This is a genomic window from Arthrobacter sp. B0427-1-12 (assembly GCF_059092905.1).
The window spans coordinates 245,581-269,907 of the sequence record NZ_JBNHIC010000002.1 but is presented as its reverse complement, the minus strand read 5'-3'; the positions used below and the strand labels follow the sequence as shown (position 1 = coordinate 269,907).

General features: G+C 64.0%; 18 protein-coding genes. 6 read left to right on the top strand and 12 right to left on the bottom strand.

Going from position 1 to position 24,327, the window contains the following annotated elements:
- Positions 1-1,082 precede the first annotated feature (1,082 nt).
- Complete coding sequence (locus tag AC5RWU_RS03405) at positions 1,083-1,802, top strand: S-layer homology domain-containing protein (RefSeq protein WP_494036901.1); 720 nt, start codon at positions 1,083-1,085, stop codon at positions 1,800-1,802.
- A 98-nt stretch (positions 1,803-1,900) separates the two neighbouring features.
- Here the strand turns inward: AC5RWU_RS03405 and AC5RWU_RS03400 are convergent, their stop codons facing one another.
- A complete protein-coding gene (locus AC5RWU_RS03400; protein ID WP_494027945.1) occupies positions 1,901-2,908 on the bottom strand; it encodes a glycosyltransferase family 2 protein in 1,008 nt (335 codons plus the stop codon).
- The gene (locus AC5RWU_RS03395) at positions 2,905-4,374 is read right to left on the bottom strand and encodes a polysaccharide pyruvyl transferase family protein (RefSeq protein WP_494027946.1); all 1,470 of its coding nucleotides are present in this window, start codon (positions 4,372-4,374) and stop codon (positions 2,905-2,907) included. Before AC5RWU_RS03395 ends, AC5RWU_RS03400 begins: the two co-directional genes overlap by 4 nt.
- A 200-nt stretch (positions 4,375-4,574) precedes the next feature.
- Between AC5RWU_RS03395 and AC5RWU_RS03390 the strand changes: the two genes are divergently transcribed.
- Together AC5RWU_RS03390 and AC5RWU_RS03385 are read left to right on the top strand one after the other, a co-directional pair.
- The gene (locus tag AC5RWU_RS03390) at positions 4,575-6,968 is read left to right on the top strand and encodes a GH25 family lysozyme (protein ID WP_494027947.1); all 2,394 of its coding nucleotides are present in this window, start codon (positions 4,575-4,577) and stop codon (positions 6,966-6,968) included.
- Between the two features lie 168 nt (positions 6,969-7,136).
- Positions 7,137-8,405, top strand: a complete 1,269-nt coding sequence (locus AC5RWU_RS03385; RefSeq protein WP_494027948.1) for a polysaccharide biosynthesis protein — start codon at positions 7,137-7,139, stop codon at positions 8,403-8,405.
- 6 nt (positions 8,406-8,411) lie between these two features.
- Here the strand turns inward: AC5RWU_RS03385 and AC5RWU_RS03380 are convergent, their stop codons facing one another.
- Both AC5RWU_RS03380 and AC5RWU_RS03375 read right to left on the bottom strand, forming a co-directional pair.
- Entirely contained in the window at positions 8,412-8,789 is a 378-nt protein-coding gene (locus AC5RWU_RS03380; protein ID WP_494027949.1) for a DUF2304 domain-containing protein, read from the bottom strand.
- Positions 8,786-9,523 (bottom strand): glycosyltransferase family 2 protein, encoded by a 738-nt coding sequence (locus AC5RWU_RS03375; protein ID WP_494027950.1) that lies wholly within the window; start codon positions 9,521-9,523, stop codon positions 8,786-8,788. Before AC5RWU_RS03375 ends, AC5RWU_RS03380 begins: the two co-directional genes overlap by 4 nt.
- Positions 9,524-9,674: 151 nt before the next feature.
- Here AC5RWU_RS03375 and AC5RWU_RS03370 point away from each other — a divergent pair, with 151 nt between their 5' ends.
- The 3 genes from AC5RWU_RS03370 to AC5RWU_RS03360 are packed head-to-tail and all read left to right on the top strand — an operon-like array spanning position 9,675 to position 12,821.
- Entirely contained in the window at positions 9,675-10,703 is a 1,029-nt protein-coding gene (locus AC5RWU_RS03370; RefSeq protein WP_494027951.1) for a polysaccharide biosynthesis protein, read from the top strand.
- Positions 10,700-11,560: an SDR family oxidoreductase gene (locus AC5RWU_RS03365; protein WP_494027952.1), complete on the top strand. Its 861-nt coding sequence runs from the start codon at positions 10,700-10,702 to the stop codon at positions 11,558-11,560. Before AC5RWU_RS03370 ends, AC5RWU_RS03365 begins: the two co-directional genes overlap by 4 nt.
- Positions 11,561-11,588: 28 nt before the next feature.
- Positions 11,589-12,821 (top strand): glycosyltransferase family 4 protein, encoded by a 1,233-nt coding sequence (locus AC5RWU_RS03360; RefSeq protein ID WP_494027953.1) that lies wholly within the window; start codon positions 11,589-11,591, stop codon positions 12,819-12,821.
- Between the two features lie 64 nt (positions 12,822-12,885).
- Here the strand turns inward: AC5RWU_RS03360 and wecB are convergent, their stop codons facing one another.
- From wecB to AC5RWU_RS03320, 8 genes are all read right to left on the bottom strand, one after another.
- Positions 12,886-14,034: a non-hydrolyzing UDP-N-acetylglucosamine 2-epimerase gene (wecB, locus tag AC5RWU_RS03355; protein ID WP_494027954.1), complete on the bottom strand. Its 1,149-nt coding sequence runs from the start codon at positions 14,032-14,034 to the stop codon at positions 12,886-12,888.
- Complete coding sequence (locus AC5RWU_RS03350; RefSeq protein ID WP_494027955.1) at positions 14,031-15,122, bottom strand: polysaccharide biosynthesis C-terminal domain-containing protein; 1,092 nt, start codon at positions 15,120-15,122, stop codon at positions 14,031-14,033. Before AC5RWU_RS03350 ends, wecB begins: the two co-directional genes overlap by 4 nt.
- Before the next feature lie 37 nt (positions 15,123-15,159).
- Positions 15,160-17,166 (bottom strand): DUF6541 family protein, encoded by a 2,007-nt coding sequence (locus AC5RWU_RS03345; RefSeq protein WP_494027956.1) that lies wholly within the window; start codon positions 17,164-17,166, stop codon positions 15,160-15,162.
- A gap of 135 nt (positions 17,167-17,301) precedes the next feature.
- A complete protein-coding gene (locus AC5RWU_RS03340) occupies positions 17,302-18,030 on the bottom strand; it encodes an ABC transporter ATP-binding protein (RefSeq protein WP_494027957.1) in 729 nt (242 codons plus the stop codon).
- 2 nt (positions 18,031-18,032) lie between these two features.
- On the bottom strand, positions 18,033-18,893 hold the full coding sequence (locus AC5RWU_RS03335) for an ABC transporter permease (RefSeq protein WP_494027958.1): 861 nt from the start codon (positions 18,891-18,893) through the stop codon (positions 18,033-18,035).
- A complete protein-coding gene (locus AC5RWU_RS03330; RefSeq protein ID WP_494027959.1) occupies positions 18,890-20,911 on the bottom strand; it encodes a glycosyltransferase in 2,022 nt (673 codons plus the stop codon). The genes AC5RWU_RS03335 and AC5RWU_RS03330 overlap by 4 nt, the downstream gene beginning before the upstream one ends.
- Positions 20,908-22,095: a UDP-galactopyranose mutase gene (gene glf, locus AC5RWU_RS03325; protein WP_494027960.1), complete on the bottom strand. Its 1,188-nt coding sequence runs from the start codon at positions 22,093-22,095 to the stop codon at positions 20,908-20,910. Before glf ends, AC5RWU_RS03330 begins: the two co-directional genes overlap by 4 nt.
- 118 nt (positions 22,096-22,213) lie before the next feature.
- The gene (locus tag AC5RWU_RS03320) at positions 22,214-24,277 is read right to left on the bottom strand and encodes an acyltransferase family protein (RefSeq protein ID WP_494027961.1); all 2,064 of its coding nucleotides are present in this window, start codon (positions 24,275-24,277) and stop codon (positions 22,214-22,216) included.
- Between the last annotated feature and the right edge of the window lie 50 nt (positions 24,278-24,327).

The following is a 24,327-nucleotide window of genomic DNA, read 5'->3' as shown; positions in this document are numbered from 1 at the left end:
ACCAGCAAAACGTTCTGCGTCTTTTGGGGAGAGGCCTGTGAGGGGTGTGTGGTGTTGTTCTGTTGCTGGGTCTGTGGGGGGGGGGGCGCCGCCCCCCTCCCCCCCCCCCCTCCCCCCCCCCCCTCCCCCCCCCCCTCCCCCCCCCCCTGCGTCTTCCCCCCGCAACCATGCCTGCCTGAAGCGACGGCCACCCCAGGCGCGCAGGTTCAAGGTTTTTCCCAAGTCCGGAAGCGCACAGTGGCAGCGGGACACATCGCTGGGGATATTGCGGTGTTCCTGACAAATCACCGATTGGGGAGATGGCACCAATGACAGCTGTTCAACTACGCCACCGCCGGGCCCAAGATGGTCCACGGCGGAACGCGCGTCGGATTTTTATAGGGGCGGCCAGCGCTGCCCTGCTTGCCCCGGTGCTCGCGGTTCCCGCGGGTGCCGAAACCATTTCCGAGCCGACACCCCAGAACGGGCTGGCGGTCACCGGTCCAGTGGATCCGGTACACGGATACCCGCAGTGGTACGAAGACAAGGGCGATCCAGCCAACGGCCTGGCTCCCGTCCGGCTCGAGCTTTGCCTTGACGACCCCCTCTGTCTGGCGGTAGCGGAGACACCGGATCCCGGGCAGCCGGTATCGTTCCCGGACAACTTCCCCGGTGAAGCCTTCTGGTGGGCCGGCGAAGCGGACATGACCAACGGCACCGTCAATGCGCTGCTGGTCATGGCCCAGGAAGCAGCATGGGGCGGCGCTTCGGAAGCTGTCGTTGACGGCGAGCAGGTTGCCTTCTCACGGCTGCGCATCCGCATCGACGGCCTGCAGGCCGGCCAAACCTATACGGTCACCCATCCCTACGGCGTCGACCGGTTCGTAGCGGAGGACGACGGCGATGGCGGCGGGGAAATCAACGTCACCGAGGACATGGGTTGCTTCGACATCCCCTGCGCACCGGCTGCCTTCGACCGGGCACTGAACGGGCGCGTCGGCCCGTTCCTGCGCTGGGAATCCGGTGCTCCCGCCGGCCACATCGGGGATCCGAATGTACCGCATACCGTCGTCGGCAGCCCGTATGACACGAACTTCTTCCGCGTGGAAGGCCCGGGCCTGACCATGGAGACCGACCTCTTCGCTATCCAAGGCAAGATTGCCGGTCCGGCGGCGCCCTTCACGGACGTTGCACCGTCGAACCAGTTCTTCAACGAAATCAGCTGGCTGAAGGAGCAGGGAGTCTCCACCGGCTTCCCGAACGGCACCTTCCAGCCCGTCACCCCGGTCAACCGGGATGCCATGGCGGCCTTCATGTACCGGTTGAAGGGCTCCCCAGCCTTCGCGGCACCGGCCACATCGCCGTTCGCCGACCTGGGCACGAACAACCAGTTCTATAAGGAGATTTCCTGGCTGGCGGATCAGGGCATCAGCACCGGTTTCCCGGATAACACCTACCGGTACCTGCAGCCTGTCAACCGCGACGCCATGGCCGCGTTCCTATACCGGCTTGCCGGTTCGCCGGAGTTCACGGCGCCGGACGTCTCGCCCTTCCCGGACGTCACGACGGACAACCAGTTCTACAAGGAGATCACCTGGCTTGAGTCGACCGGAATCACCACCGGCTTCGATGACGGCACGTTCCGTCCGGTATCCCCTGTGAACCGGGACGCGATGGCGGCCTTCATGTTCCGCTGGAACGCCCTGTTCGGTACTCTGCCGGTTCCGGAAACCACCCCGGCGGTTCCTGCCCCGGCCGACGAAGCCCCGGCGGAAGAGTCGCCCGTGGAGGAGGCACCGGCAGCGGACGCTACCACCGTCTAGGCAACACCTGCTGAGGCAAACACAGCCCTTAGAGCTTCGGCTCCGGTCCGCAAGGACCGGGGCCGAAGCCGCTTCCAGATGGTACGAGGCGACGGCCTTCAGCCGCGCCGGTCGAAGATCCGCCCCTTCAGCCGCCGGTACCGCCGCCGCAGCAGGCTCACCAGGCTGGCGTCGCTGACCGCCGCCTCCAGCCGCTCCAGGCGGCCGTTCATCTCGCGCAGCGAATCGATGATTTCCTGCAGCCGCGCTTCACCGAAGTTGGTGCGCTGATGGTAATCGTGCACATGGCGGTCCTGCAGCTTCGTCAGGTACAGCAGAGCGCCCAGGCCGTGCTTGTCCGTGTACTCCTTCAGGTAGCGTTCGCGCACCAGCAGGTCGTACTTGCGGTGTTCCTCGTCCCGGGAAATGACGCTGTTGCCCAGGTCCCCTGTGGCCTCGCGGCGCTGGTTCCAGTAAGCGCGCGGTTCGCCGTCGATGAAGCCGATGCTGTACTCGCGCAGGAAGCGAAGGTGGAATTCCCAGTCCCCGACGGCGGGAAGGGCCTCGTCGTAGTAGCCGATGGCGTCGTGGACGCGGCGCCGGTACAGGAAAGAGATCGGCACGCCGCGGTTGTAGCGGAGCAGGTCGAACAGCGTGATCTCGTGGACGTCGGCGGCAAAGATTTCGCGTCCGGTCACTTCGATCCGGTCGCCGTCGACGCGTTCGTAAACGATTTCGGTGCGGACCATGACCCCCTGGTCGGCTGAATCCTCCAGGTAGCCAACCGTGGTCTCCAGGAAATCCGGGCGCCATTCGTCATCGTCGTCATGGACGGCGATATATACGGACCCGGTGGCGCGGATACCCTGGTTCGAGGCAGCCTCCATTCCGACCGATTCCGCGTTGTGCAGGACATGGATCCGGCCGCCGGCCGCCTCGCCATGGCGGCGGACAACGTCGTCCACTTCCGGCTGGCTGCCGCCGTCGTTGACGATCAGCAGCACCCAGTCCCGATAACTTTGCGCCAGGACGTCACGGACCGCCCGGTCCAGCAGGACGGGACGGTTCCTGGTCCGCATGACAATTGCGACATTCGCCGAGGGCACGGCGGTACCTTCCTTGCTCACCGTTTGATCCTACCGGCCACCCGCCGTGCCGCGTCCGCCGCGCGGTAAGCACGCGAGCCGCGCAGCGACTCCACTTCCGTCCGCAGCCGGCCGACCGTCTCGTCGGCACCGCGGCGCAGGTCGCGTTCGCGCTCCAGTTCCAGGTCGGCAAGCGCCAGGCGCTGCCCCAGGGAAGTGAACATCGGACGGACTGCGGCTGCCTCAGCCGCCCAGCCGCCGTCGAACTCCAGCTGCGGTACCGTGGCCAGGTCCGGAACCGACGGTGCCTGCCCGCCCTGCAAAACGCGTACGACGGCGTCCCACCACGCGCCTGCCTCGTCCCGCCTTTGATTGCGGATCGCCTGCAGATGACCGGAAATCTCCGGCCGCCGCTGCCAGGCTTCCCGGACCGCCTGCCCGAATCCGCCGGTCGACAGCGACGGCAGCGGAACCGCGAGACCCTCGATCCCCCAGTTGCCCATGGCGCCGCGGAGCCGGACGTCGCTGTAGTGGTCGACACCCAGGCCAACCACCGGTACGGAACCGTCCGCGGCAAAAACCACCGGATGGTACCGGGATGTGACCACCAGCTCGGCAGCCGCGGTGATGGCCGCGGCCTCCCGCGCGGTCGGCACCGGCAGGGACTCCACGCGGGACGAACCCATGGCGGCGATGATGCGGCGGTGGGCTTCGACGTCGACATCCGGCTGGCCCTCACGACTCATGTGGGGCAGGAACAGGATCCGCAGGCCCGACAGCTCCGCCAGGTCGTCCAGCACGGCAGCCACCTGCGCGAAGTAAGCGCTGTCTTCCATGTCCCCCGTGCCAGGGGCGAAAGTGGCAACTATGTACGGCCCGGTGCCGGTTCCGGGGTTCGCCGTGTCACCGTTCGTCATGAACGATGCGTCGTCGAGGCCGGCCACCAGCCGGCCGGGCTGCAGGCCCAGCCCGCGGGCGGCGGCGTGCGAGGCGCTTTCGCGCACACCCACCAGTTCCGCTGACCGGAGCAGGTCGCCCAGCACCTCGGCATCGGGACCGATCAATGCCGGCCCCAGCGTCTGTCCGGAGACGACCAGCGGCTTGCCGTAATGCCTTGCAATCCGTGCGATGGCGGCGCGTTCATAGAGGAGCCAGCCGTAGGTGGAATTCATATTGCCGCCGCCGGCGATCAAAACAGCGTCGCAGGATTCGATGGTGCGGAAGATTCCCCACGCCTGGTCGTGCGGCGGCAAGGCTCCGGTATCTCCCTGCAGCGCCCGGGACACTTCCGTCAGGTACGCCTCCCGCAGGACGGAGGGCCAGGGGAATTCGAAAGTCCTGGCCGACTCCGTGCCGAAGAGAGCACGGGTTTGCTCCGGGTTTCTTGACAGCATGACCACCGTGTCGATGCCGCGCCGCCGGATTTCGTCGGCTGCTGCATGGCCCATGGCCTCGTCGCCGACGTGGTAAACGGACTGGCCGACATCAGCCAGGACTGCAACCTTCACCGGAGTGGTTCCTTCCCTCGATACCGAAAAAGATGAATCGTGCCCCTCGGAAGCGTCGGACCGATGACCGCAGGATGAACACGGCGTGTCTCCACTCCATTCACCCATTTCACAATGGTCACACGGGTAACATTCCGCTATCCTGCTAGGGACCCTCGGGCCGTCTCTGTGTTTCCAAGGCCCGCAACCCCGGAGTTTGCATGAAACATCGCAGCCATTTGTGGGCCGCAGCAACCCTAACAGGTGTCCTGCTGACGAGTTCCCTTCCCTCTTTCGCCGCGCCGCTGCCGGCGCCTTCGACACCCGGCGTAACATCCGCGCCAGCGCAAACGCCGCCTTCGCAGACGCCCGCCCAGCCTTCCGTTGCACCGGCGACCCAGGCACCCGCTCCGTCGCCGGCTCCCGCCGATCCCTCCGCGCCTGCCGCAGTCCCGGACCCGCCGGCCGACGTCGAAGTACCGCCGGGAGCCCTCGTTTCAGACGAAGCACTGGCCGAACTTGAGAAGGAAATGGGCCGCCTGGGCGCCAGCATGGGCCAGGGCCTGGAGCGTATCCAGGAGGGCGCGGATCCGCAGCAGGTCACCGAATCCACGGACCCCAATTCGGAGCCCGGCTCTGATCCAAGGCCGGAGACCGGCGCATCCTCCCCGTCGGCAGCGGGAACCTCGGCTTCGGACGGCTCAGGTTCAGGCGGCATGGACATTTCCACGATGTCCTCCACCCTATCGGCACCGCAGTCCGTCATGGCACCCATGGCCGGCAACTGGATGCCGCCCGGCGTCCAGGGCATCGATGTCAGCGGCTGGCAGGGCAACGTCGACTGGCCGGCTCAGGTCCGCCAGAACGTCAAGTTCGCTTATGTCAAGGCCACCGAGGGGCACAACTTCCGCAGCGACTACTTCGGGCAGCAGTACGACGGTGCACGATCGGTGGGGATTACCCGCGGCGCCTACCACTTCGCCCTGCCCAGCGCGTCCTCCGGTGCCGTTCAGGCGAACTACTTCGTTGACAACGGCGGCAGCTGGACGGCCGATGGCTGGACCATGCCCCCGCTGCTCGACATCGAGTACAACCCGTACTCATCCTTGGGCAATATCTGCTTCAACATGAGCGCATCCCAGATGAACAGCTGGATCCGGGATTTCTCCAACACCATCAAGGCCCGCACCGGGCGGGTCCCAATGATCTACACCACCGCCGATTGGTGGCAGCGGTGCACCGGCAACACCACCGCGTTCGCCGACCATCCGCTGCATATCGCGGCCTACCCCGCCGCCGGCTATGAGTTCGGCCCGGAGCGGGTAGTGATCCCGGGTGGCTGGAGCAAGTTCCACGTCTGGCAGTACTCCAGCACGGGTCCGTTCATCGGGGATTCCAACCTGTGGCACGGCACCCTGAACGAACTTGCAGCGTTCGCGCGCGGCGGCAGCGCGGCCGGCGGCGGCTACACTGTCTACACACCCGGCGCCATCGGCCAAGCCTGGTTGGCATCGGGCGGCAACAACGGCAGCTGGGGACGGCCCACCAACAATGAAAGCTGCCTGGCTGACTACTGCTACCAGACGTTCCAGAACTACAGCGCCTACTGGACACCTGCAGACGGGGTCAAGATCGTCTACAACCACGGGGCCATTGCCAATGCGTGGCGTGCCGCAGGGGGCGCATCGGGGCCTTGGGGAGTACCCACGAACAATGAAACATCCGGCGGGCACTACTCCTACCAGACGTTCCGGAACCACAGCGCGTACTGGACCGCCGCCCGCGGCGTCAAGTCGATCTACAACCACGGAGCCATCGCCAACACCTGGCGCGCCAACGGCGGAGCCACCGGCATTTGGGGAATCCCCACCAACAACGAAAGCTGTACCAACGGCTACTGCAACATCAACTTTGAACGGCAGGCGGCGTACTGGACATCCATCGGCGGCGTCAAGTCCATCTACATGCCGGGGGCCATCGGCAGTGCCTGGCTGGCCAACGGCGGGGCCGGCGGTGTCTGGGGCATTCCCACGAGCAACGAAAGCTGCGCCAACGGTTACTGCTCGGTGACCTTCCAGCGGCAGAACGCCTATTGGACCCCGGCCGACGGCGTGAAGTCGGTGTATCTGCCCGGCGCCATCGGCAGCGCCTGGCGTGCCAGCGGCGGAGCCACCGGCACGTGGGGCCTGCCGACGAACAACGAAACCTGCACCAACGGTTACTGCTACCAAACCTTCCGCAGCTACAGTGCCTACTGGACCCCTACCGGCGGCATCAAGACGATCTACAACCACGGCGGGATCGCCACCACCTGGCGGGCCAGCGGCGGCGCCAACGGTACTTGGGGTATTCCTACGAGCCAGGAAACCTGCAACAGCACCTACTGCATCCAGGCGTTCCAGCGCCAGCAGGCTGTCTGGACTCCTTCCCGCGGCGTGACGTCGGTCTTCACGCCCGGAGCCATCGGCAATGCGTGGATCTCCAAGGGCGGGGCCGGCGGAGAATGGGGTATCCCGACCAGCAGCGAAACCTGCAATGCCAGCGGTGTCTGCACCCAGGCCTTCCAGCGGGCCAGAGTGACTTGGACCGCCTCCCGGGGCGTCACCTGGGCATGATGCGGCCGACAGGTTGACTCCCTGCTGAATCCGAGGGCCTTCCGCGCAATGCGGGAGGCCCTCGGAGGTTAAGCGCACGACAGGCGGAGAGTTCTCCGCCGTTAGGATGTAATCACTCGACATTCTTAAGAGGCAGGGATATTGGTCAGTTCAGGCGACGGCCCAGACATGAAACCGGATACAGCAGCACCGGCTGCGGGCATTAAGGCGAAAGCGGCTTCCGGTGTGGGCTTGGCCTCGCTGCTCTCAGCGGCAGCAGGGATCATCATCCTCTTCGTCGCCAGCCGGTCACTGAGCCTGGAAGACAACGCCCAGTTCCTGTCCTTCTGGGCGGCGTTCTTCTTTATCTACGGAGTCCTCGGCGGCATCCAGGCCGAATCTACACGTGCCGTCCGGGCCGGTCTCCTCTGCGGCTCGGGCGAAACCGGACGCGGCGCACGGATCCTCCCCACCGCCCTTCTGATCGGCGGCGCCGTGGCGCTGGCCGTTCTCGCGCTCGGGCCCCTCCTCGGCGCCTTTATTTTCCCGGAACACTCGGCAATCATCGTGGCCGCCCTCGCGGCCAGCGCGGTGATGTACGCCGGCCATTGCGCGCAGGCCGGATCCGTACAGGGCCAGGGCGCGTGGTCCACCCTGGCCCAGATGGTGTCCTTCGAGTCCTTGCTCCGCATGGCTGCCATCACCGCTGCGGCGCTGCTGTCGGCCCCGCTGATCGGCATCGAACTCGCCGTACTGGTCACCGTCGTCGTCTGGCCGCTCATGCTGCTGCTGTCCGCGCCGTCACGCCGCGCCGCGACGGCGCGGGCAGAAGTACCAGCTGGCCGGCTGTTGCGCAACACCTCCCACGCCATGCTGTCGGCTGGCTCGTCGGCCGCCCTCATGGTCGGATTTCCCATCCTGGTCAACATCAGTTCAACGGCCGAAGAATACGCACAGGCGGCACCGCTGCTGCTGGCCATTTCGATGACACGCGCGCCGATCATGATTCCGCTTCAGGCATTCCAAGGTGTAGCGATTACCGCGGTCATGCAGCCCGGCGGCCGGGGATGGCGTGCGCTCCTGCGCCCCGTCGGGCTCCTGGCGGGCATCGGGCTGGTGGGTGCGGTGCTGGCGGCGTGGATCGGCCCGGCATTGATGATGCTAATCTTCGGCCCGGACTACTACGTCGAGGGCTGGGTGCTTGGCGTCCTGATGATCGCCGCCGTCCTGATCGCGGTCCTGACGCTGTCCGGAACCGCTGCCATGGCTCTGGGCAAGCACCGGTCCTTTTCCTCCGGATGGCTGCTGGCCACCGCCCTGTCGCTGGGCCTGCTGTGGCTGCCTGCCTCGATTGAAGTCCGGTGCGTCCTCAGCCTCACGGCCGGCCCGCTGCTTGGCATCGCCGTCCACGCGGCCGCGATCGGCTCCCGGCCCCGGGCACTCGTTCCGGCCGCCTAGCCGTCGTTATTCGTCCGTCGGTTCGCTGCCGTGGCTGGCAGCGCCGGCGCCCGACTGCAATCGCCCGACCGTGGACTTAAGGATCGCCACTTCCTCGGCCAAGACACGGATTTCGTCCTCCGTGACCGACAGTTCCCAGGACAGGTGCAGGCACACTCCGAGCAGCAGCACGATGCACAGCGCAAAAAGGAGGTTGGAGGCGACCTGCACTCCCAGGAAGTCGCTGACGATGGCGAGCAGATTGGGGAACCCCGCGAGCACCAGCGCACTGGTGCCGATGATCAGCCACAAGGCCGCGTATTTTTCCCGGAATTTCTTCCTCCGTACCAGCTCCAGCACCAGCGCCATGGTCAGCAGGGCAAAGATGAATGCACCCACCGTCATGACGTGGTACCTTCCGCCAGCACCGTCGACCGGCTGCGGGTCATCGCGAAGCCCAGGGCGAAAACGGACCGCAGCAGGTAGATGGCCGCCTTGAACGGGTTGTGGCTGGGCTGGCCGCCCTGCCGGGGCCGCATGGCAACCGGAACCTGGGTGACAGTGCAACCGGACTTGATGGCAACGACTAGGGAGTCGATCGTATCCCCCAAATATTCGGCCGGATAATGGTCAATGTACTGGGCGATGGCGCGGCTGTTCGCGGCGCGGAATCCCGAGGTAACGTCGGTCAGCTTAGTCCCGGCGAGCGCGGAAATCACTTTGGCCAGAAGGACCATGGCCCATTTGCGGGGCCCGGACACGGAATAGTCCCCGCGGTCCGCGAAGCGTGCACCGATCGAAATGTCCGCCCTTTCCAGGCCGGAGAGGACGAGTCCGATGTCCGCCGGATTGTGCTGTCCGTCCGCGTCCACCTGGATCACCGTGTCATAGCCGTTCCGGTCCGCATACTTGAATCCGGCCCGCATTGCGCCGCCGACTCCCATATTGAAGGGAAGCTGCAGGACCGTCGCCCCCGCCCGCTCTGCGATCCGGGCGGTACCGTCGGCCGAACCGTCATCGACCACCAGAACGTCGTACCCCAAGGCCAGGTCCCGGATCTCCCGAACGGTGCTGCCGACGGTTTCGGCTTCGTTCCATGCGGGCATGATGACCAAGACGCGGCGTTGAGGAGAGTCCATGCAACCGAGTTTACGCGGTGGACACCCCCGATGCTGAAACGCCACAGCTGTCTCCGGAACCCCGGGATTGCGCTGCACTCGCTGATATCATCGAACAGGCGAAGCCGGAGGTCTGGCGTTCGACGCAATTTTCTATCGCTGAGGAGATCTGTTGTTCAGGGACAAGACACTGCTAATTACCGGCGGAACCGGATCGTTCGGCAATGCGGTACTGAAGCACTTTCTACACACGGATATCGGTGAAATCCGCATTTTCTCCCGCGATGAGAAAAAGCAGGATGACATGCGGAAGGCTTTCCACAATGACAAGCTGAAGTTCTACATCGGCGATGTCCGCAACCTGGAAAGCGTCCGCGAAGCCGTCCGCGGCGTCGACTTCATTTTCCATGCAGCGGCACTCAAGCAGGTCCCGTCCTGCGAGTTCTTCCCCATGGAGGCGGTCCGCACCAACGTGCTCGGCACCGACAACGTCCTGACTGCCGCGATCGACGAGGGCGTCAAGCGCGTCGTCTGCCTGTCCACGGACAAGGCCGCCTATCCCATCAACGCGATGGGCACCTCCAAGGCCATGATGGAGAAGGTTGTCATCGCCAAGTCGCGGAACGTCGACCCGGACAAGACGCTGATCGCCTGCACCCGCTACGGCAATGTCATGGCCTCCCGCGGTTCGGTGATCCCCCTGTTCGCGGACCAGATCCGCACGGGCCGTCCGATCACCATCACCGATCCCAACATGACCCGCTTCCTGATGAACCTGGATGAAGCCGTCGAACTGGTGCTGTTCGCCTTCCAGCATGCGCAGCAGGGCGATCTCTTCGTCCAGAAGTCCCCGGCGTCCACCATCGGCGACCTGGCCGAAGCCATGCGGCAGATCCTGCAGCCCGAGGCCGAGATCAAGATCATCGGAACCCGGCATGGCGAAAAGGCCCACGAAACACTGCTGACCACCGAAGAGCGGGCCAAGTCCGTCGATCTCGGGGACTACTTCCGGGTGCCGGCTGACACACGGGACCTGAACTACGGCAAGTACTTCGAAAACGGTGACTCCGACGCTGACGTGGTGGAGGAGTACACATCCCATAACACGACCCGCCTCACGGTCGGTGAAGTGATCGAAAAGATCAAGACCACCGATTACATGCAGGATCTGCTGGCCGGAGCTGAGGCAATAGCCCAGTGAAAGTACTCGTATTCGGTGCCAGCGGCATGGCCGGCCACGTTGTCTCCCTCTATTTGAGGGAACAGGGCCATTCCGTGGATACCGTGAGCGGGCGCAGCCGGCTGGACAACGCCACCACCCTGCTCGACATCACGGACCAGGCGGCCCTGCACGGCTTCCTGGAATCCGCGCCCGAATACGACGCCGTCGTCAACTGCATCGGCCTGTTGATCCAGCAGAGCGCCCTGCGGCCGGATCTGGCAGCCTACGTCAACGGCTACTTTCCGCACCTGCTGGAACGGCGCTACCACGATGCTTCAACCCGGCTGGTCCACCTCAGCACCGACTGCGTCTACTCGGGGCACAAGGCACCCTACCGGGAAGACGCGCCGTACGATGGCGTATCCTTCTACGACCGGTCCAAGGCGCTGGGGGAAATCCGCAACGACAAGGATCTGACCTTCCGGATGTCGCTTATCGGCCCGGACCTGAGCCTGAACGGAGCCGGCCTGTTCAACTGGTTCTATGCGCAGACCGGCCGGATCAGCGGCTTCGACAAAGCCTTCTGGAACGGCATCACCACGATTGAGCTGGCCCGCGGCATCAATTCAGCCCTGGACCAGGGCCTGACTGGTCTCTACCACCTTGTCCCGGACGGCACTATCTCGAAGTTCTCCCTACTGGAGATCTTCCGGGACGTCTTCGGCCGGACGGACATCGACATAGCGCCCGACTCCCGGCTGTCCGTGGACAAGACCCTGGCAAACACCCGCCAAGACTTCGACTTTACCGTCCCGTCATACCCGACGATGGTTGAAGGCATGCGGTCCTGGATTGAGTCGCACGCAGCCCTCTATCCGCACTATCGGCTGTCCTGATCGAACCCCGAAACAGAAGGTGCCAGCATTGGCTGAGAAAAATAGGATCCTGGTCGTCTGCCAGCATTTCTGGCCGGAGTCGTTCCGCATCAATGACATGTGCGACTACTTCGTTGAAAGCGGCCTCGACGTCGAGGTGGTCTGCGGACTGCCCAACTACCCTGAAGGACAGTTCTTCCCGGGTTACTCCCTGAAGGGCCCCTACCGGCAGGATCACAACGGCATCAAGATCCGGCGTTCCCCCGAAATCCCCCGGAAGAGCAATTCCAGCCTTCGGATTTTCCTGAACTACGTCTCGTTTCCGTTCACGAGCCTATTCCAGTTGCCGCGGCTGCTGTTCGGCCGGTATGACCGTATCTTCCTCTACCAGCTCTCCCCCGTGATGATGTCGATCACCGGAATACTGCTGGGCAAGATCCGCCGCATACCGACGTCAATGTATGTGCTCGACCTATGGCCGGAGAACCTTTTCTCTGTCATGACCGTGAACAACCGGTCCCTCAGGAAGGTGGCCAAGTGGGTGTCCCACTGGCACTACCGCAACGTCGACAGGATCATCGTCCTGTCCCACCTGATGAAGGAGCGGCTGCTTGAGATCTCCGGCCTGCCCGAGGACCGGGTAGCGGTCCTGCCCCAGGCATGCGAGAAACTCTATGAGCAGGACGTCCACGATCCGGAACTCGCGGGCAGATTCAACGACGGCTTCAACATCGTCTTCACCGGAAATATCAGCCCCGCGCAGTCATTCGACACCATTCTGGAGGCTGCAGCCGCGCTCAAGGCGGACGGCTACAATGACATTCGCTGGATCATCGTCGGAGACGGCATGAGCCGTTCCGCCGTGGAAGCCGACGTCGAGCGCCTGGGGCTGCGGGACAGCTTCCACTTCGAGGGCCAGCGGCCCGTCACGGACATTCCGCGCTACACCGGAGTAGCCGATGCCCTTGTGGGCTGCCTGGTCAAGAGCGATCTGCTGGAGGCCACGATCCCGGCCAAGGTTCTGTCCTACATCGCTTCCGGCAAACCCCTGGTGCTGGCCATGGACGGAGAGGTCCAGCAGATGGTCGCGGAGGATGCGCAGTGCGGCCTCGTGGGGCCGGCCGGCGATGCACAGGCGCTGACGCTCAATATCAAGAAGCTGCACGCCATGTCCGCCGACGAGCGTGCTGGAATGGGGACACGCGGACGCGAGTTTCACTTTAGCCATCTTGAGCGCAACATCGTTCTCGGCAAGTTGAGGGACTTCATTTTCACCCCCTAGCCGGTTGCGGCAACGCAGGAGGGCCCCGGCATTGCCGGGGCCCTCCTGCTCGCTTGGCAGCTGATCAGATCGCGCGGACGCGGATTCCTGCCCTCCGGTGGTGGCTGTGGGAGGTGGAACGGATGAAGTTCACGGTCCGCCGCGAGGTGTCCAAGATCCGGTAGTCCTCCGGCACGGTCACTTCACCATCCGCTTCAAACTGCGTCAGCACCATATCAATGGCATCCACGATAGCCTCGCTGTCCACGCCAGTGGTAATGATGGCACCGGTGTCCATGGCCTCCGGCCGCTCGATGGCGTCACGAAGCGTCACTGCGGGGAAGCAGAGCAGCGACGACTCTTCACTGATCGTGCCGCTGTCCGACAGGACAAGCTTTGCTTCCTGCTGCAGTTTCACGTAGTCGTTGAAGCCGAACGGGGGGTGGAAAATGAGCCCTTCCTTCAGCTCCTCCGGCTGGTTCTCAAGCCGCTTCCGGGTGCGCGGATGCGTCGAAATGAAAATCGGCAGCCTATAGGTCTTCGCGACGTCCTGCAGCGCCCTCAGGACCTGGGCCAGGCGTTCCGGATTGTCCACGTTTTCTTCACGGTGAACGCTGACCAGGAAGTACTTGCGCGGCTCCAAGCCTTCCCGCTGCAGCACATCGCTGTCAGCAATGGCCTTGGAATTGGCCTCAAGGACTTCGGCCATCGGAGAGCCGGTGAGCAGGATCCGGGACGGGTGTATCCCTTCAGCCAGCAGGTTCCTGCGCGCGTGCTCCGTGTAGACAAGGTTGTAGTCGGCCACGTGGTCCACCAGGCGGCGGTTGACCTCTTCGGGAACGTTCTCGTCGAAGCAGCGGTTGCCGGCTTCCATGTGGTAGACGGGAACCTTGAGACGGCGTGCCATCAACGCCGAAATGCAGCTGTTCGTATCACCCAGCACCAGCATCGCGTCCGGCTTCTCCTCCAGCAGAATCGCTTCGGTCTTCTCCAGGATCGACCCCAGAACCGAGCCCAGGGACTTGGTGTCGGCGGCCAGGAAGTGGTCCGGCTTGCGCAGGCCCAGGTCTTCGAAAAAGACCTCATTCAGTTCATAGTCATAATTCTGGCCAGTATGCACCAGCACATGGTCCGCATACTTATCCAGCCGCCGCATGGTCGGCGCCAGGCGGATAATCTCCGGACGTGTCCCAACGATGGTCATTACTTTTAGTTTGCGGGCGCTGTTGGTCATACATCCTCCGGGATGGTGTCAGGGGCTGCGGGATCAAAAATTTCGCTGATCCAGAACATCGTGTAAAGCATATCGGATCCGGTATTTGTGATGTTGTGGGACCACATAGTCGGCATATCGATGGCAACGGGCTGGTCACCGGACACCGTGAATCTCAGGACTTCGTCGCTGAACATCCGTCGCATGGCAATTTCACCGGTACCGGCCAGGACCGTAAACCTCTCGATTTTGCGCCGATGGTAATGCTGGCCCCGGGTGATTCCTGGAACCGTCGTGGAAAACGACGACTGCCCCTGGCCGCCCTGGCTTCGAATAACCTCGAAGAATGATCCGCGGGAATCGCTTTTCCGTTCCAGCGAAATGGGAAGTTCAGGTCCAACGAGAAAAGAGCGGTAGGTATTAAACAAATCCCGGTCGAATCCGCTGGAAATTTCCGGAATTGTTCCATCAGCATACGTCCGGCCGATTCCCGTCAACTGCTCCGCGATTTGCGTTACTGTCCGCGTGGTCGTCAGAGACTCAAGATCCTGCACGGGCCTGACGCCGAGCAGCAGTTCCGCAGCCTGCTGGGCATGGAGCAAGGTCAGTTCCTTGTCCGAGTCCACCGACAGCGCCTCGCCGTGGGCAAGGCGGTGGCAGAAGGTGGCAATCACGGAGTTGTACTCGGGGACGCCATGCTCGCCGAAAAGGTTCGGCAGCAGGATGTTGACGAACTCGATGCCCCGGTCGCGGGCGGCCTCCGCCAGGAACCTGCCTGCTTCCTCCTTGGCAGTGCCGTAGAGGGATCCGTTGCCGGCCTGGATGGAATTCGCATACACCAGCCGCCGCGGCTTGCTCGCGGCAGCATCCACCGCCTCAACCAACTGCCGCGCGAAGGTGCTGTTCCCTGCGGTGACCTCCTCGTCGCTTCCGCGGTTGACGCCTGCGATGTGGAGCACGACGTCGGCCGTGCTGAGTGCGGCAGCCGCGCTGCCGCCGTCGTACCTCTCCCCCAGGCCGATGCTCGCCGTCTGGTACCCGAGGCTGTGGGCCAGCACCCGGGTGTGCCATCCGAGGAATCCGTTGCCGCCGGTCAGGACAATGTTCACGGAAAGTCTCCTTCAGTACAGGTTGGGTGTGGAATTGCTAGTTGCAAACGGTCAGCTCGTACAAGCTGGCCTTTCCCTCGCGGTCAACGAGCCGCGCCACACCGGACCGGACCAGGTTGTCCAGTCCAACGTAGCCGTGATCGTGGCCGTGGATCTCCGGGCCTTCGAAATCGAGAACGTACCCCACGCCGAGATTGTCCACGGCGGTGCAGACTTCCGGATCAGTGTCCGCCTCGTTCAGGTGGTTGTAGACAACATCGGCGTCGTCGGAGATCTCATTGAGGATGTGAGGGTCGATGGTCTCCCGCCCCGCTACTGCATAGGCCAGGGACGTCCCCGTCCAGGGGTTGCCCGCAATGACCTCGTCTTCGGGAACATGTTCGTCCACGCGCTCCAGGAGCTCCATCTCATCCGGGGAGATCAGTGGCGAGTCCTCGTCCATGACGTAGTTGGCATGGCCTGCCCTTGCGGCCTCCTGGATATTGTCCTGCTGCGTGCCATAGGCCAGCAGGACGACGACGAGTGCCAATCCCGCGACCGAGGCGACCTGGGGCAGGCCGGAATTTTGGACCGCCTCCAGCCGGCCCCGCCGTTCCAGCGCACCTAGCCACTTGGCGCGCACCGTTTCAACAATCCAGACGGTTCCGGCGGTGGCCACCGGAACCGCCATAACCGGCAGCAGGGCGGCGAGCCGGGGCGTGTCGTTGTACCAGACGCCGGTAATGGCTGTGCGGAAGTCACCGAAGGGGAAGGACGAAACCACGACATACAGCGCCGCGAGGATTGCGAACATGCCCAGAATCCAGCGCTGCCCCCGCCTGGAGGCCAGGTAACCGATGCCGGCCACGATCAGGATGGCCACCAGCCAGGTCAGGGGCCGGCTCAGCGGCGATCCGGTGATAACTTCACCGATCGCGCGGCCGTTGGTTTGGATGGGCCGCCAAGTCGAAGCTTCCTCGATGGGCCTGATGTAAATCCAGGCGATAACAAGCAACGTCAGGCTGGCCAGCAGCGCCACAGTGTAGAGCACGGCGTTCCTCGGAGAGTGGGTGCCCGCTGCCAGGCTTGACCGCATTCCCCGGCCGTAAAGCACCAGGCCCGCTGGCAGGAGCAGCGCCAGCAGGGCCATCGTCGAACTCGGGTGTGCCAGGGTCATGCCGGCACTGGCCACGATCAGCAGCAGCCAACGGACCAGTGGCGGCAGCTGCGGAGCAGCCCCCATCCCCATGGCGTTGAGTGCCAGGGCCAGCACGGCAGGGAGGAGGGCGATCGAAAGCAGGTTCGGGTACAGGACACCGAAGTCCACCATCAGGATCGGGAACACACCGAACGCGGCGGAGAGCACGCCGGCGGCCAGGATCGGCAACGGTTTCCTGCCGAAAAGCTGCTGGACCAGGAGGATACAGCCCAGGGGCCAGGCAACGGCACCGATGAACAGATTCGTGACATTGACCGAAACCGGCACCGACGCGGCGCCTGCCTGCGCCACCAGGGCGACCATGTCATGCCACGCGGCCGGGTAGTAATCATTGCCGGCCATCTGGCCCAGATCAAAGGTTGATCCGGTACCGGTCTCGAGGATGTACCGGACCGCATTGAGGTGGAAGACGTTGTCGAAGGTCTGTGAAATCGCTTCCGGATTGCCGAAAACAAAGATCAGCCGCCGGCCGATCAGCACCGCACTGATAACGACGGCGGCCGCCAGCGCCAGCGTCAGGCCCCAGGATGGTGTGGCGGCAGGAACCGCACCGGCTGATCTGCGCGCGCTGAGCCGGTGGGCGCTGCGCCGGTGGGCGGCGCGCGAAATAGCGAATGCTACAGCAGCTGCCAGCACCGCCATTCCGACGACGATGGCAACAGACCATTCAAGGCCGGCCAGAGGTGCCAGTATGGCGGCCACGGAAGCCAGGCTGACGGTCAAGGCAGGCGCCGACGCCACGAGAAGGAATCCCCGTGCTCTGGCGGCCCAGGCCACAAGCGCCCCCGGCACCATGAATATCAGGGATGTCAGCACGAACAGCGGGACTACAGACGACCAGGACACAGAACCTTCCTCAAAACCTCACCAGCGAACGCTTCCCGCGCGGCACCGCCTGTGCCACAATCGTACGAAGCCCCTAGTCATCGTACAGAACGACGGCGGATCGTCGGTGGCCGCAACGCCGAGGCAGCGTAGCTGTCAGCCTGCGCGCAGGCGCTTGACCGCGTCCTTCACAGGGCCGTCGAAGACCACGTGGCCGTGGTTGAGCAGGACACCCCGGTCGCAGATCTGCGAGACGAGATCCAGGTCGTGGCTGACGACCACGAGGGTCTTGCCCGCAGCGGCAAGTTCCTTGATCTTGGCAAGGCACTTCTTTTGGAACGGTTCGTCGCCGACGGCCAGGATCTCATCCACCAGGAAGACCTCCGGATCGGTATGCACTGCCACCGAAAACGCCAGCCGCAGGTACATGCCGGAGGAATAGAATTTGACCTCGGTATCAATGAACTGCCCGATCTCGGAGAACTCGACGATGCTGTCGAAGCGTTCGTTGATTTGCTCCTCGGTCATGCCCAGGATGGCGCCGTTCAGGTAGACGTTGTCACGGCCGGTCAGGTCATGGTGGAAGCCGGCTCCGACTTCGATCAGTCCGGCAACCCGGCCGCGGGTCTGCACGGATCCGCTGTCCGGCAGCATGACACCGGAAATGTGCTTGAGAAGCGTGGACTTGCCCGACCCGTTGAGGCCGAGCAGGGCAACCGTCTCCCCCTGCTGGACCTCAAGGGATACATCCTGCAGTGCATGGAACTTCTCCGAAAGGTCGCCCCTTCGCCCCTTGACCAGCCACACGAAGGCTTCCTTCATGGAGCGGGTATGGCGAAGCACGAACTGCTTCTGGATGTTCTGCACCTTGATCGCGGTCACCACTGCTACAGCTCCTGTGCAAAGCGGCCTTCCAGCCGCCGGAAAGTGAATTGCCCGATGATCACCGTGGCCAGGGCGATGGCCAGCCCCAGCGGAAGCCAGTGCGAGAAAAGGTCCGGCGGCATCGGGGCCGTACCGGCCGTCGTCGGAAGCCAGAACGCGTGGTGGAAGACCTCGACCGCGATGGTCAGCGGATTGAACATATAGCCAAACCAGAAACCCTCCCCCAGCGTGTCCCGGACCATCGTCCAGAAGTACAGCACCGGCGATGCCCACGTGGCCACCATCAGCATGAGGTCCACAATGTTTTCCGAGTCCCGGAAGAACACGTTCACGGCACCGAAGAAGAGTCCAAGCCCGGTCGCGAACAGGGCCACCAGCAGGAAGGCCAGGACGGCGGCCGCCAACTGGATCACCGAGGGGCGCCAGCCGCTGAACAGGCAGGCGACGATCAGCACCACCAGCTGCGGCAGGAAATGCACGCCGGAAACCCAGACCGAGGCGACCGGAAACAATTCCCGCGGCAGGTAGATCTTCTTGATCAGACCGCCGTTGCCGACGATCGAGCGTGCCGCATTGCCCAGGGCTTCACTGAAGAAGTTGATGAGGATAATGCCCGAAAAGAGGTAGATGGCATAGTTCTCGGTCCCCCGCTCCAGCTGGAGGAAAACCCCCAAGGCAAAGTAGAACACCACAAATTGCACGCCGGGTTTCACATAGGACCACAGCAGGCCAAGGATGGAACCGCGGTAGCGGACCTTCAGTTCCTTGCGGACAAGGAGCTTGAGCAGGAAGCGCTGGCGCAGCACTTCGCGCATCCCGCCGCCAAGTCCCGGAGTGATGAGACCGGAATCCTTGGAACTCATTTACTCCCTTCCGGAGAATTCTGGTCGAAGGTACGCTTCCATGCTTCCATCGAGGTGATCTCCGGCAGAGCCTTGCGGTACCGCTCCCGCAGCGACTCCCACTGCGAGAAGAGGCGTCCATGGGCAGCTGCGGTTTCACCGAACATCCGCCGGGCAGTCCGGGGGTCCCGGATGTACCACGATGCACCGGTACCGTCGGCGTTGGAGACCACGGCGCTGTCGAACTTCGACAGGAACCACCACTTGCCGTCCTGGTGCGCCACATGCGCCTCAGGATGTTCCCTGGCCTCCGCACGCACCGGCCGCACCGTCTGGTTCAGGATGGTCTTGGCGGCCCACGGCAGGAGCTTGCTGACCGACGGCATCCCGGTATTGAGCGGCCGCTTCGGGGGCTTCCTGCGGAAAGGCTCCGGGAACGCGCCCGGATCCGTGGCCACCTGGGAATCCCGGAACTCTCCCCGCATCGCGCGCAGCTGCGGCATCATGGTCGGCAGGGACTCATGCAGGTGCTCCGGCCCCTTGAGAATGTCGCGCAGCGCCATCAGGCGCGCCTGCTCGGGGTAATACTGCATCGAGACCAGGTGCTTGACATCGGCGTTGAGGCTCTCGCGGAAGATGCGTCCGCCCTTGGCATACGGCGAGTGCAGCAGCGCTGCGATCAGGCGGTTGCGCTCATGGTAGTACGCCTGCCAGTCGACCGAGTCATCCTTGTCCGCCCAGGACACATGCCATACGGCCGCCCCGGGCAGCGTGACCGTCGGGAAGCCCGCCGCCTTGGCCCGCAGCGAATACTCGGCATCGTCCCACTTGATGAAGACCGGCAGCGACAGGCCGATCTCCTTTATGACCTTGACCGGAATCAGGCACATCCACCAGCCGTTGTAGTCCGCGTCCCACCTCCGGTGCAGGATGGGCGTGGACCGGAGGCTCTCAATGGAGAAGTCGTGGTTGCCCAGTCCTTCGATCGGCCCCCAGAGGAAGCGGTACGGGTTGACCGTCTCCGAGAACGCATTCAGGACGGATTTGTTGTACATATCGAACATATGGCCGCCGACGATCGTCGGGCGGCGGCACATGTCCGCGAACGCCACCGCGCGCAGGATGCCTTCGGTCTCGACGATGATGTCGTCATCGAGCAGCATGACATAGTCGCTTTTGTCAGCGGCTACCGTTTCGTACATGTTGCGGGCAAAGCCGCCGGAACCGCCCAGGTTGCCCTGGTTGATGATCCGCAGCTGCGCACCCATGTCCGCCGCCGTGGCCTCGAATCCGTCTTCGTCCGTGACCTTCTGGTTGCCCTGGTCGACGATGATCAGTTCATCCAGGATGCCGCGCACCTGATCGTCGGCAGCGATCGCCCGGATGGTGTTCAGGCAGTAGTCCGGACGGTTGAAGGTCGTGACGCCCAGCGTCACCGTGCCGCGCGTGGTCCCCTCCTCGGGAACAGCCCAGTAGGCACGGTCCAGCTTCATGCCGGCTTCGTCGGCGATGAGGTCGAACCAGTACCAGCCGCCGTCGCCGAAGGGCGCCAGGGTCAGCTCGTATTCGTTCGACGCCGAACCGGCCACGCGGGTGGAATCGACCCGCTGCGCAATCCCCCGCGCGTTGGAACGGTAGACAACGAGCGTCCCGTCACCTTCGGTGTCGACTTTCAGGACGACCTTCGACGCCGTCGTCCACTTCCGCCAGTAGCTGGCGGGGAAGGCATTGAAATACGAGCCGAAGGACAGACGCTCGCCGGAACGGACGCGCACCGAGGTCCGCCCGAGGATGTCCTCCGGGTGCAACTGGTTTCCGGCTCCGACGACGGTATCCGGTCCGTCCCCCCGGCGTCCGCTCGTGTGGGTCCGGCCGGTGTCCGGATCGATGTACAGCGGCAGGGTGTCCAGGTCGCGGTTGGCCGGAAGGACAACCCGCTGGACGATCCGCAGCCCCTCGCCCGCGCTGTCGGCATCGTTGGGGCGCACGGATGTCAGGGAAATCCGGTTCGTTTCGGCCATTTCCGTAGCGGTGCTCATTCAGCCACTCCTCCGCTTTCCAGCTTCGCGCCGCCGGTGAAGTGCGGCTTGATCTTGTTGTCGAACATCGCCAGGGCCGAGCCGATGGCCATGTGCATGTCGAGGTACTTATAGGTTCCGAGCCGGCCGCCGAAGAGGACGGACTGTTCGCCCTTGGCCAGGTCGCGGTAGGCCAGCAGCTTGGCCCGGTCCTCGGCCGTGTTGACCGGGTAGTAGGGCTCGTCGCCCTTCTCGGCGAAGCGGGAGTACTCCCGCATGATCACGGTCGCATCCTTGGTGTAGTCCCGCTCCGGATGGAAGTGGCGGAATTCGTGGATGCGGGTGAAGGGTACGTCCTCGTCCGGGTAGTTCATCACCGAGGTGCCCTGGAAGTCCTCGATCGGCAGGACCTCCTCCTCCAGATCGATGGTCCGCCAGGAAAGGTCGCCCTCGGCATAGTCGAAGTAGCGGTCCACCGGGCCGGTGTAGACCACCGGGACCTGGCCCAGCGTCGTCGAACGCGAAAACTCGTGGCCGTCGTCGAAGAAGTCGGTCTTCAGCGCCACCGTGATGTTCGGATGGTCCGCCATGCGCTCGATCCAGGCGGTGTAGCCATCCACCGGCAGCCCTTCGTACTTGTCATTGAAGTACCGGTTGTCGTAGGTGTACCGCACGGGAAGCCGGGAAATGATCGACGCCGGCAGGTCCTTGGGATCGGTCTGCCACTGCTTGCCGGTGTAGTACTTGATGAACGCCTCGTAGAGCGGGCGGCCGATCAGCTGGATGCCCTTGTCATTGAGGTTCTCCGGATCCGTGCCCGCCAGCTCTCCGGCCTGTTCCTGGATCAGCGCCTTCGCCTCCGCCGGGCTGTAGGACGCCCGGAAGAACTGGTTGATGGTACCCAGGTTGATCGGCATGGGGTACACCTCGCCCTTGTGGCTGGTGTAGACCTTGTGCACGTAGTTGGTGAACTGGGTGAACCGGTTGACGTAGTCCCAGACCCGGTCGTTGGAGGTGTGGAAGAGGTGCGCACCGTACCGGTGGACCTCGATCCCTGTCTGTGCTTCGTTTTCGCTGTACGCATTGCCCCCGATGTGGTGGCGGCGGTCCAGAACAGCGACTTTCAAGCCCAGTTCCGTGGCGGCCCGTTCAGCTATGGTCAGGCCGAAAAATCCGGAACCAACGACGACGAGATCAGCGTTCACAAACTCTCCTGTGTTGTTTGGGCGCGGACGTTTCAGGCGGGGGCCCGCGTGTCAAGGGTACCCGAGAAACAAGATGAACCCGGTATTTCGCCGGGCGCCGGGCGGCGTCGGCGGACACCTAGCTCCAGCCGGTGGTTTCCAGCAGCCGGCGTTCGAATTCCGGCGCCATGCTTTCGACATAGGTCTTCGTCAAGTGGTGGCCGTCCATGTAAATGTAGCGGTTTCCGGCCACGCCCAGGCAGGCGTCGGGCGTACACAACAGGTCGGTCAGATCCAGCAAATGGATCCCCGGTACACCCTGCCGGATTTCGTCAAACGGCGGAGTGGCATTGAGGGACTGCTCCCGCGGCGGCGCGCAGGCCGGCGCGTCCTGCCCCTGTTCGACCACGCAGGCGAGCATGTCGAAGCCGAACCGTGGGTTGTCGCGGACGCCGACGACCTCGATCCCCGCTTCAGTCAGGGCCGCCGCAGCATCGACGTAGCCGGGTGTCACATGGTCCTGGGCACTCGACGCGGTTGCCGCGGTGGCCACGCTGAAGACCGCGTCGGGCTTCTTCTTCAGCAGGTAGTCGATGACGTCCTCATTGAACCGATCGCACGCTTCGTCCTGGCCGAAGCCCGGCGCCGCGAATTTACAACCGCCCTTGAGCACCGTGGCCAGTTCCCAGTTCCGTTCCCTGGCGACGCTGCCCATGGCCGCGGCCCACTGCTGGGCGTGCGAATCGCCGACAATGACGACGGTCCTGCCCGCGGATCCTTCGACATAGTTCTGCTGGCAGGCTGCCTTGAGGCTGCGCGATCCGGGTTCCAGTCCGTCCTTGCACGGCCCGGACATCCGGACCCAGTCGCTGTGGATGGTCGACACCGCCGGGATGATCCGCCCGTCGACTCCGCCGCGCCAGGCATCGTGCGGCATCAGCATCGCGGCGGCGCCCGGGTTGTTCCGGTCCGCATCCGCTAGCACCCGCTCCTGCTGCCAGTGCAGCCCCAGCTGCCACGCCGCCGTCGGAACTGCCACCAGCGTCAGGCAGGCGGCAATCGCCACCACCGCCCGCCGCCGTCGTTTCTCGAACCAGCGGGCTTGCCTGATCGGGCGCTCGACGAGGACGGTCGTCCGCCCGGCCAGGACCACGGACACGGCGATCACCAGCAACCCGTCCAGCGGCCCCGCGCTCTGCTGGTCCGTGAAAATCAGGTAAATCACGAGCACCGGCCAGTGCCAAAGGTAGAGCGCGTAGGAAATATCGCCCATCCGCACAAGGGGACGCCACGACAGGAAACGGTCAACGGCCCAGGGCTTCCCGGTCCGGCCCGCAATGATGATCAGCGCCGCAGCCAATGTCGGCCACAGGGCGACGAAGCCCGGGAACTGGCCCTGCACATCCAGCAGGAACCCACCGGTCAGCATAGCCGCGAGGCCGATCCATGCCATGATCGCCCGCGTGCCGCTGCCCAAGCGAAGCCGGGGAAGCGCCAGCGCGAGCAGCGAGCCGAGCGCGAATTCCCACAGCCTGGCGCGGGTATCGAAATAGGCGTAACCCTGGTTGGTCGATGTCTCAATGATCGAGAACACCAGCGACGCCAGGAAGACCAGCCCGAAGATCAGCATCATCAACCGCCGGTACCGCAGCCGGGCGGCCCTGGCCACCAGGCCGCCGGCGGCGAAGAGCAGGGGCCAGAGAATGAAGACCTGTCCCTGGACCGACAGCGACCAGAAATGCTGCAGCGGACTGGCCATACTATCGTCCGAGGCGTAGTAATCGACCGAGTTGGCGGCCAGCACCCAGTTCTCGACATAGAACAGGGAGGCCCACGTCTGGGTCAGGATTTCCTCCCACCGGAGCGCAGGCACGAACAGCGCCGCCGCCGCCAAGGTACCGACCAGAACGACCGCGACCGCCGGCAGCAGTCTCTTGAACAGATGCACCCAGTACTTCACCAACTGCAAAGGCTCTCCCCGTTCGGCCTTTCGGACGAACGACAGAGTCAGCAGGAACGCCGAAATAAGCAGGAAGACGTCGACCCCGCCCGAAACCCGCCCAAACCAGACGTGGTAGCAGACCACCATGATGACAGCCAGTGCCCGAAGGCCTTGAACTTCGGGACGGTAGCCTGATCCGGCTGAATTTCCCGGCAGGGCTGCCCTGGGGCGCACTATCGTTTCGGGGAAGTTCCCGGCCACTGCAATTCCTACTCTTTGGCGAACCGCCAAGTTTACCGGGGACGTCCGCG

Excerpts from the sequence above, each read along its gene's own strand:
- AC5RWU_RS03380 (WP_494027949.1), bottom strand. The coding sequence starts at position 8,789 with ATGACGGTGGGTGCATTCATCTTTGCCCTGCTGACCATGGCGCTGGTG.
- AC5RWU_RS03385 (WP_494027948.1), top strand. The coding sequence starts at position 7,137 with ATGAAACCGGATACAGCAGCACCGGCTGCGGGCATTAAGGCGAAAGCG.
- AC5RWU_RS03390 (WP_494027947.1), top strand. The coding sequence starts at position 4,575 with ATGAAACATCGCAGCCATTTGTGGGCCGCAGCAACCCTAACAGGTGTC.
- wecB (WP_494027954.1), bottom strand. The coding sequence starts at position 14,034 with ATGACCAACAGCGCCCGCAAACTAAAAGTAATGACCATCGTTGGGACA.
- AC5RWU_RS03375 (WP_494027950.1), bottom strand. The coding sequence starts at position 9,523 with ATGGACTCTCCTCAACGCCGCGTCTTGGTCATCATGCCCGCATGGAAC.
- AC5RWU_RS03330 (WP_494027959.1), bottom strand. The coding sequence starts at position 20,911 with ATGAGCACCGCTACGGAAATGGCCGAAACGAACCGGATTTCCCTGACA.
- AC5RWU_RS03335 (WP_494027958.1), bottom strand. The coding sequence starts at position 18,893 with ATGAGTTCCAAGGATTCCGGTCTCATCACTCCGGGACTTGGCGGCGGG.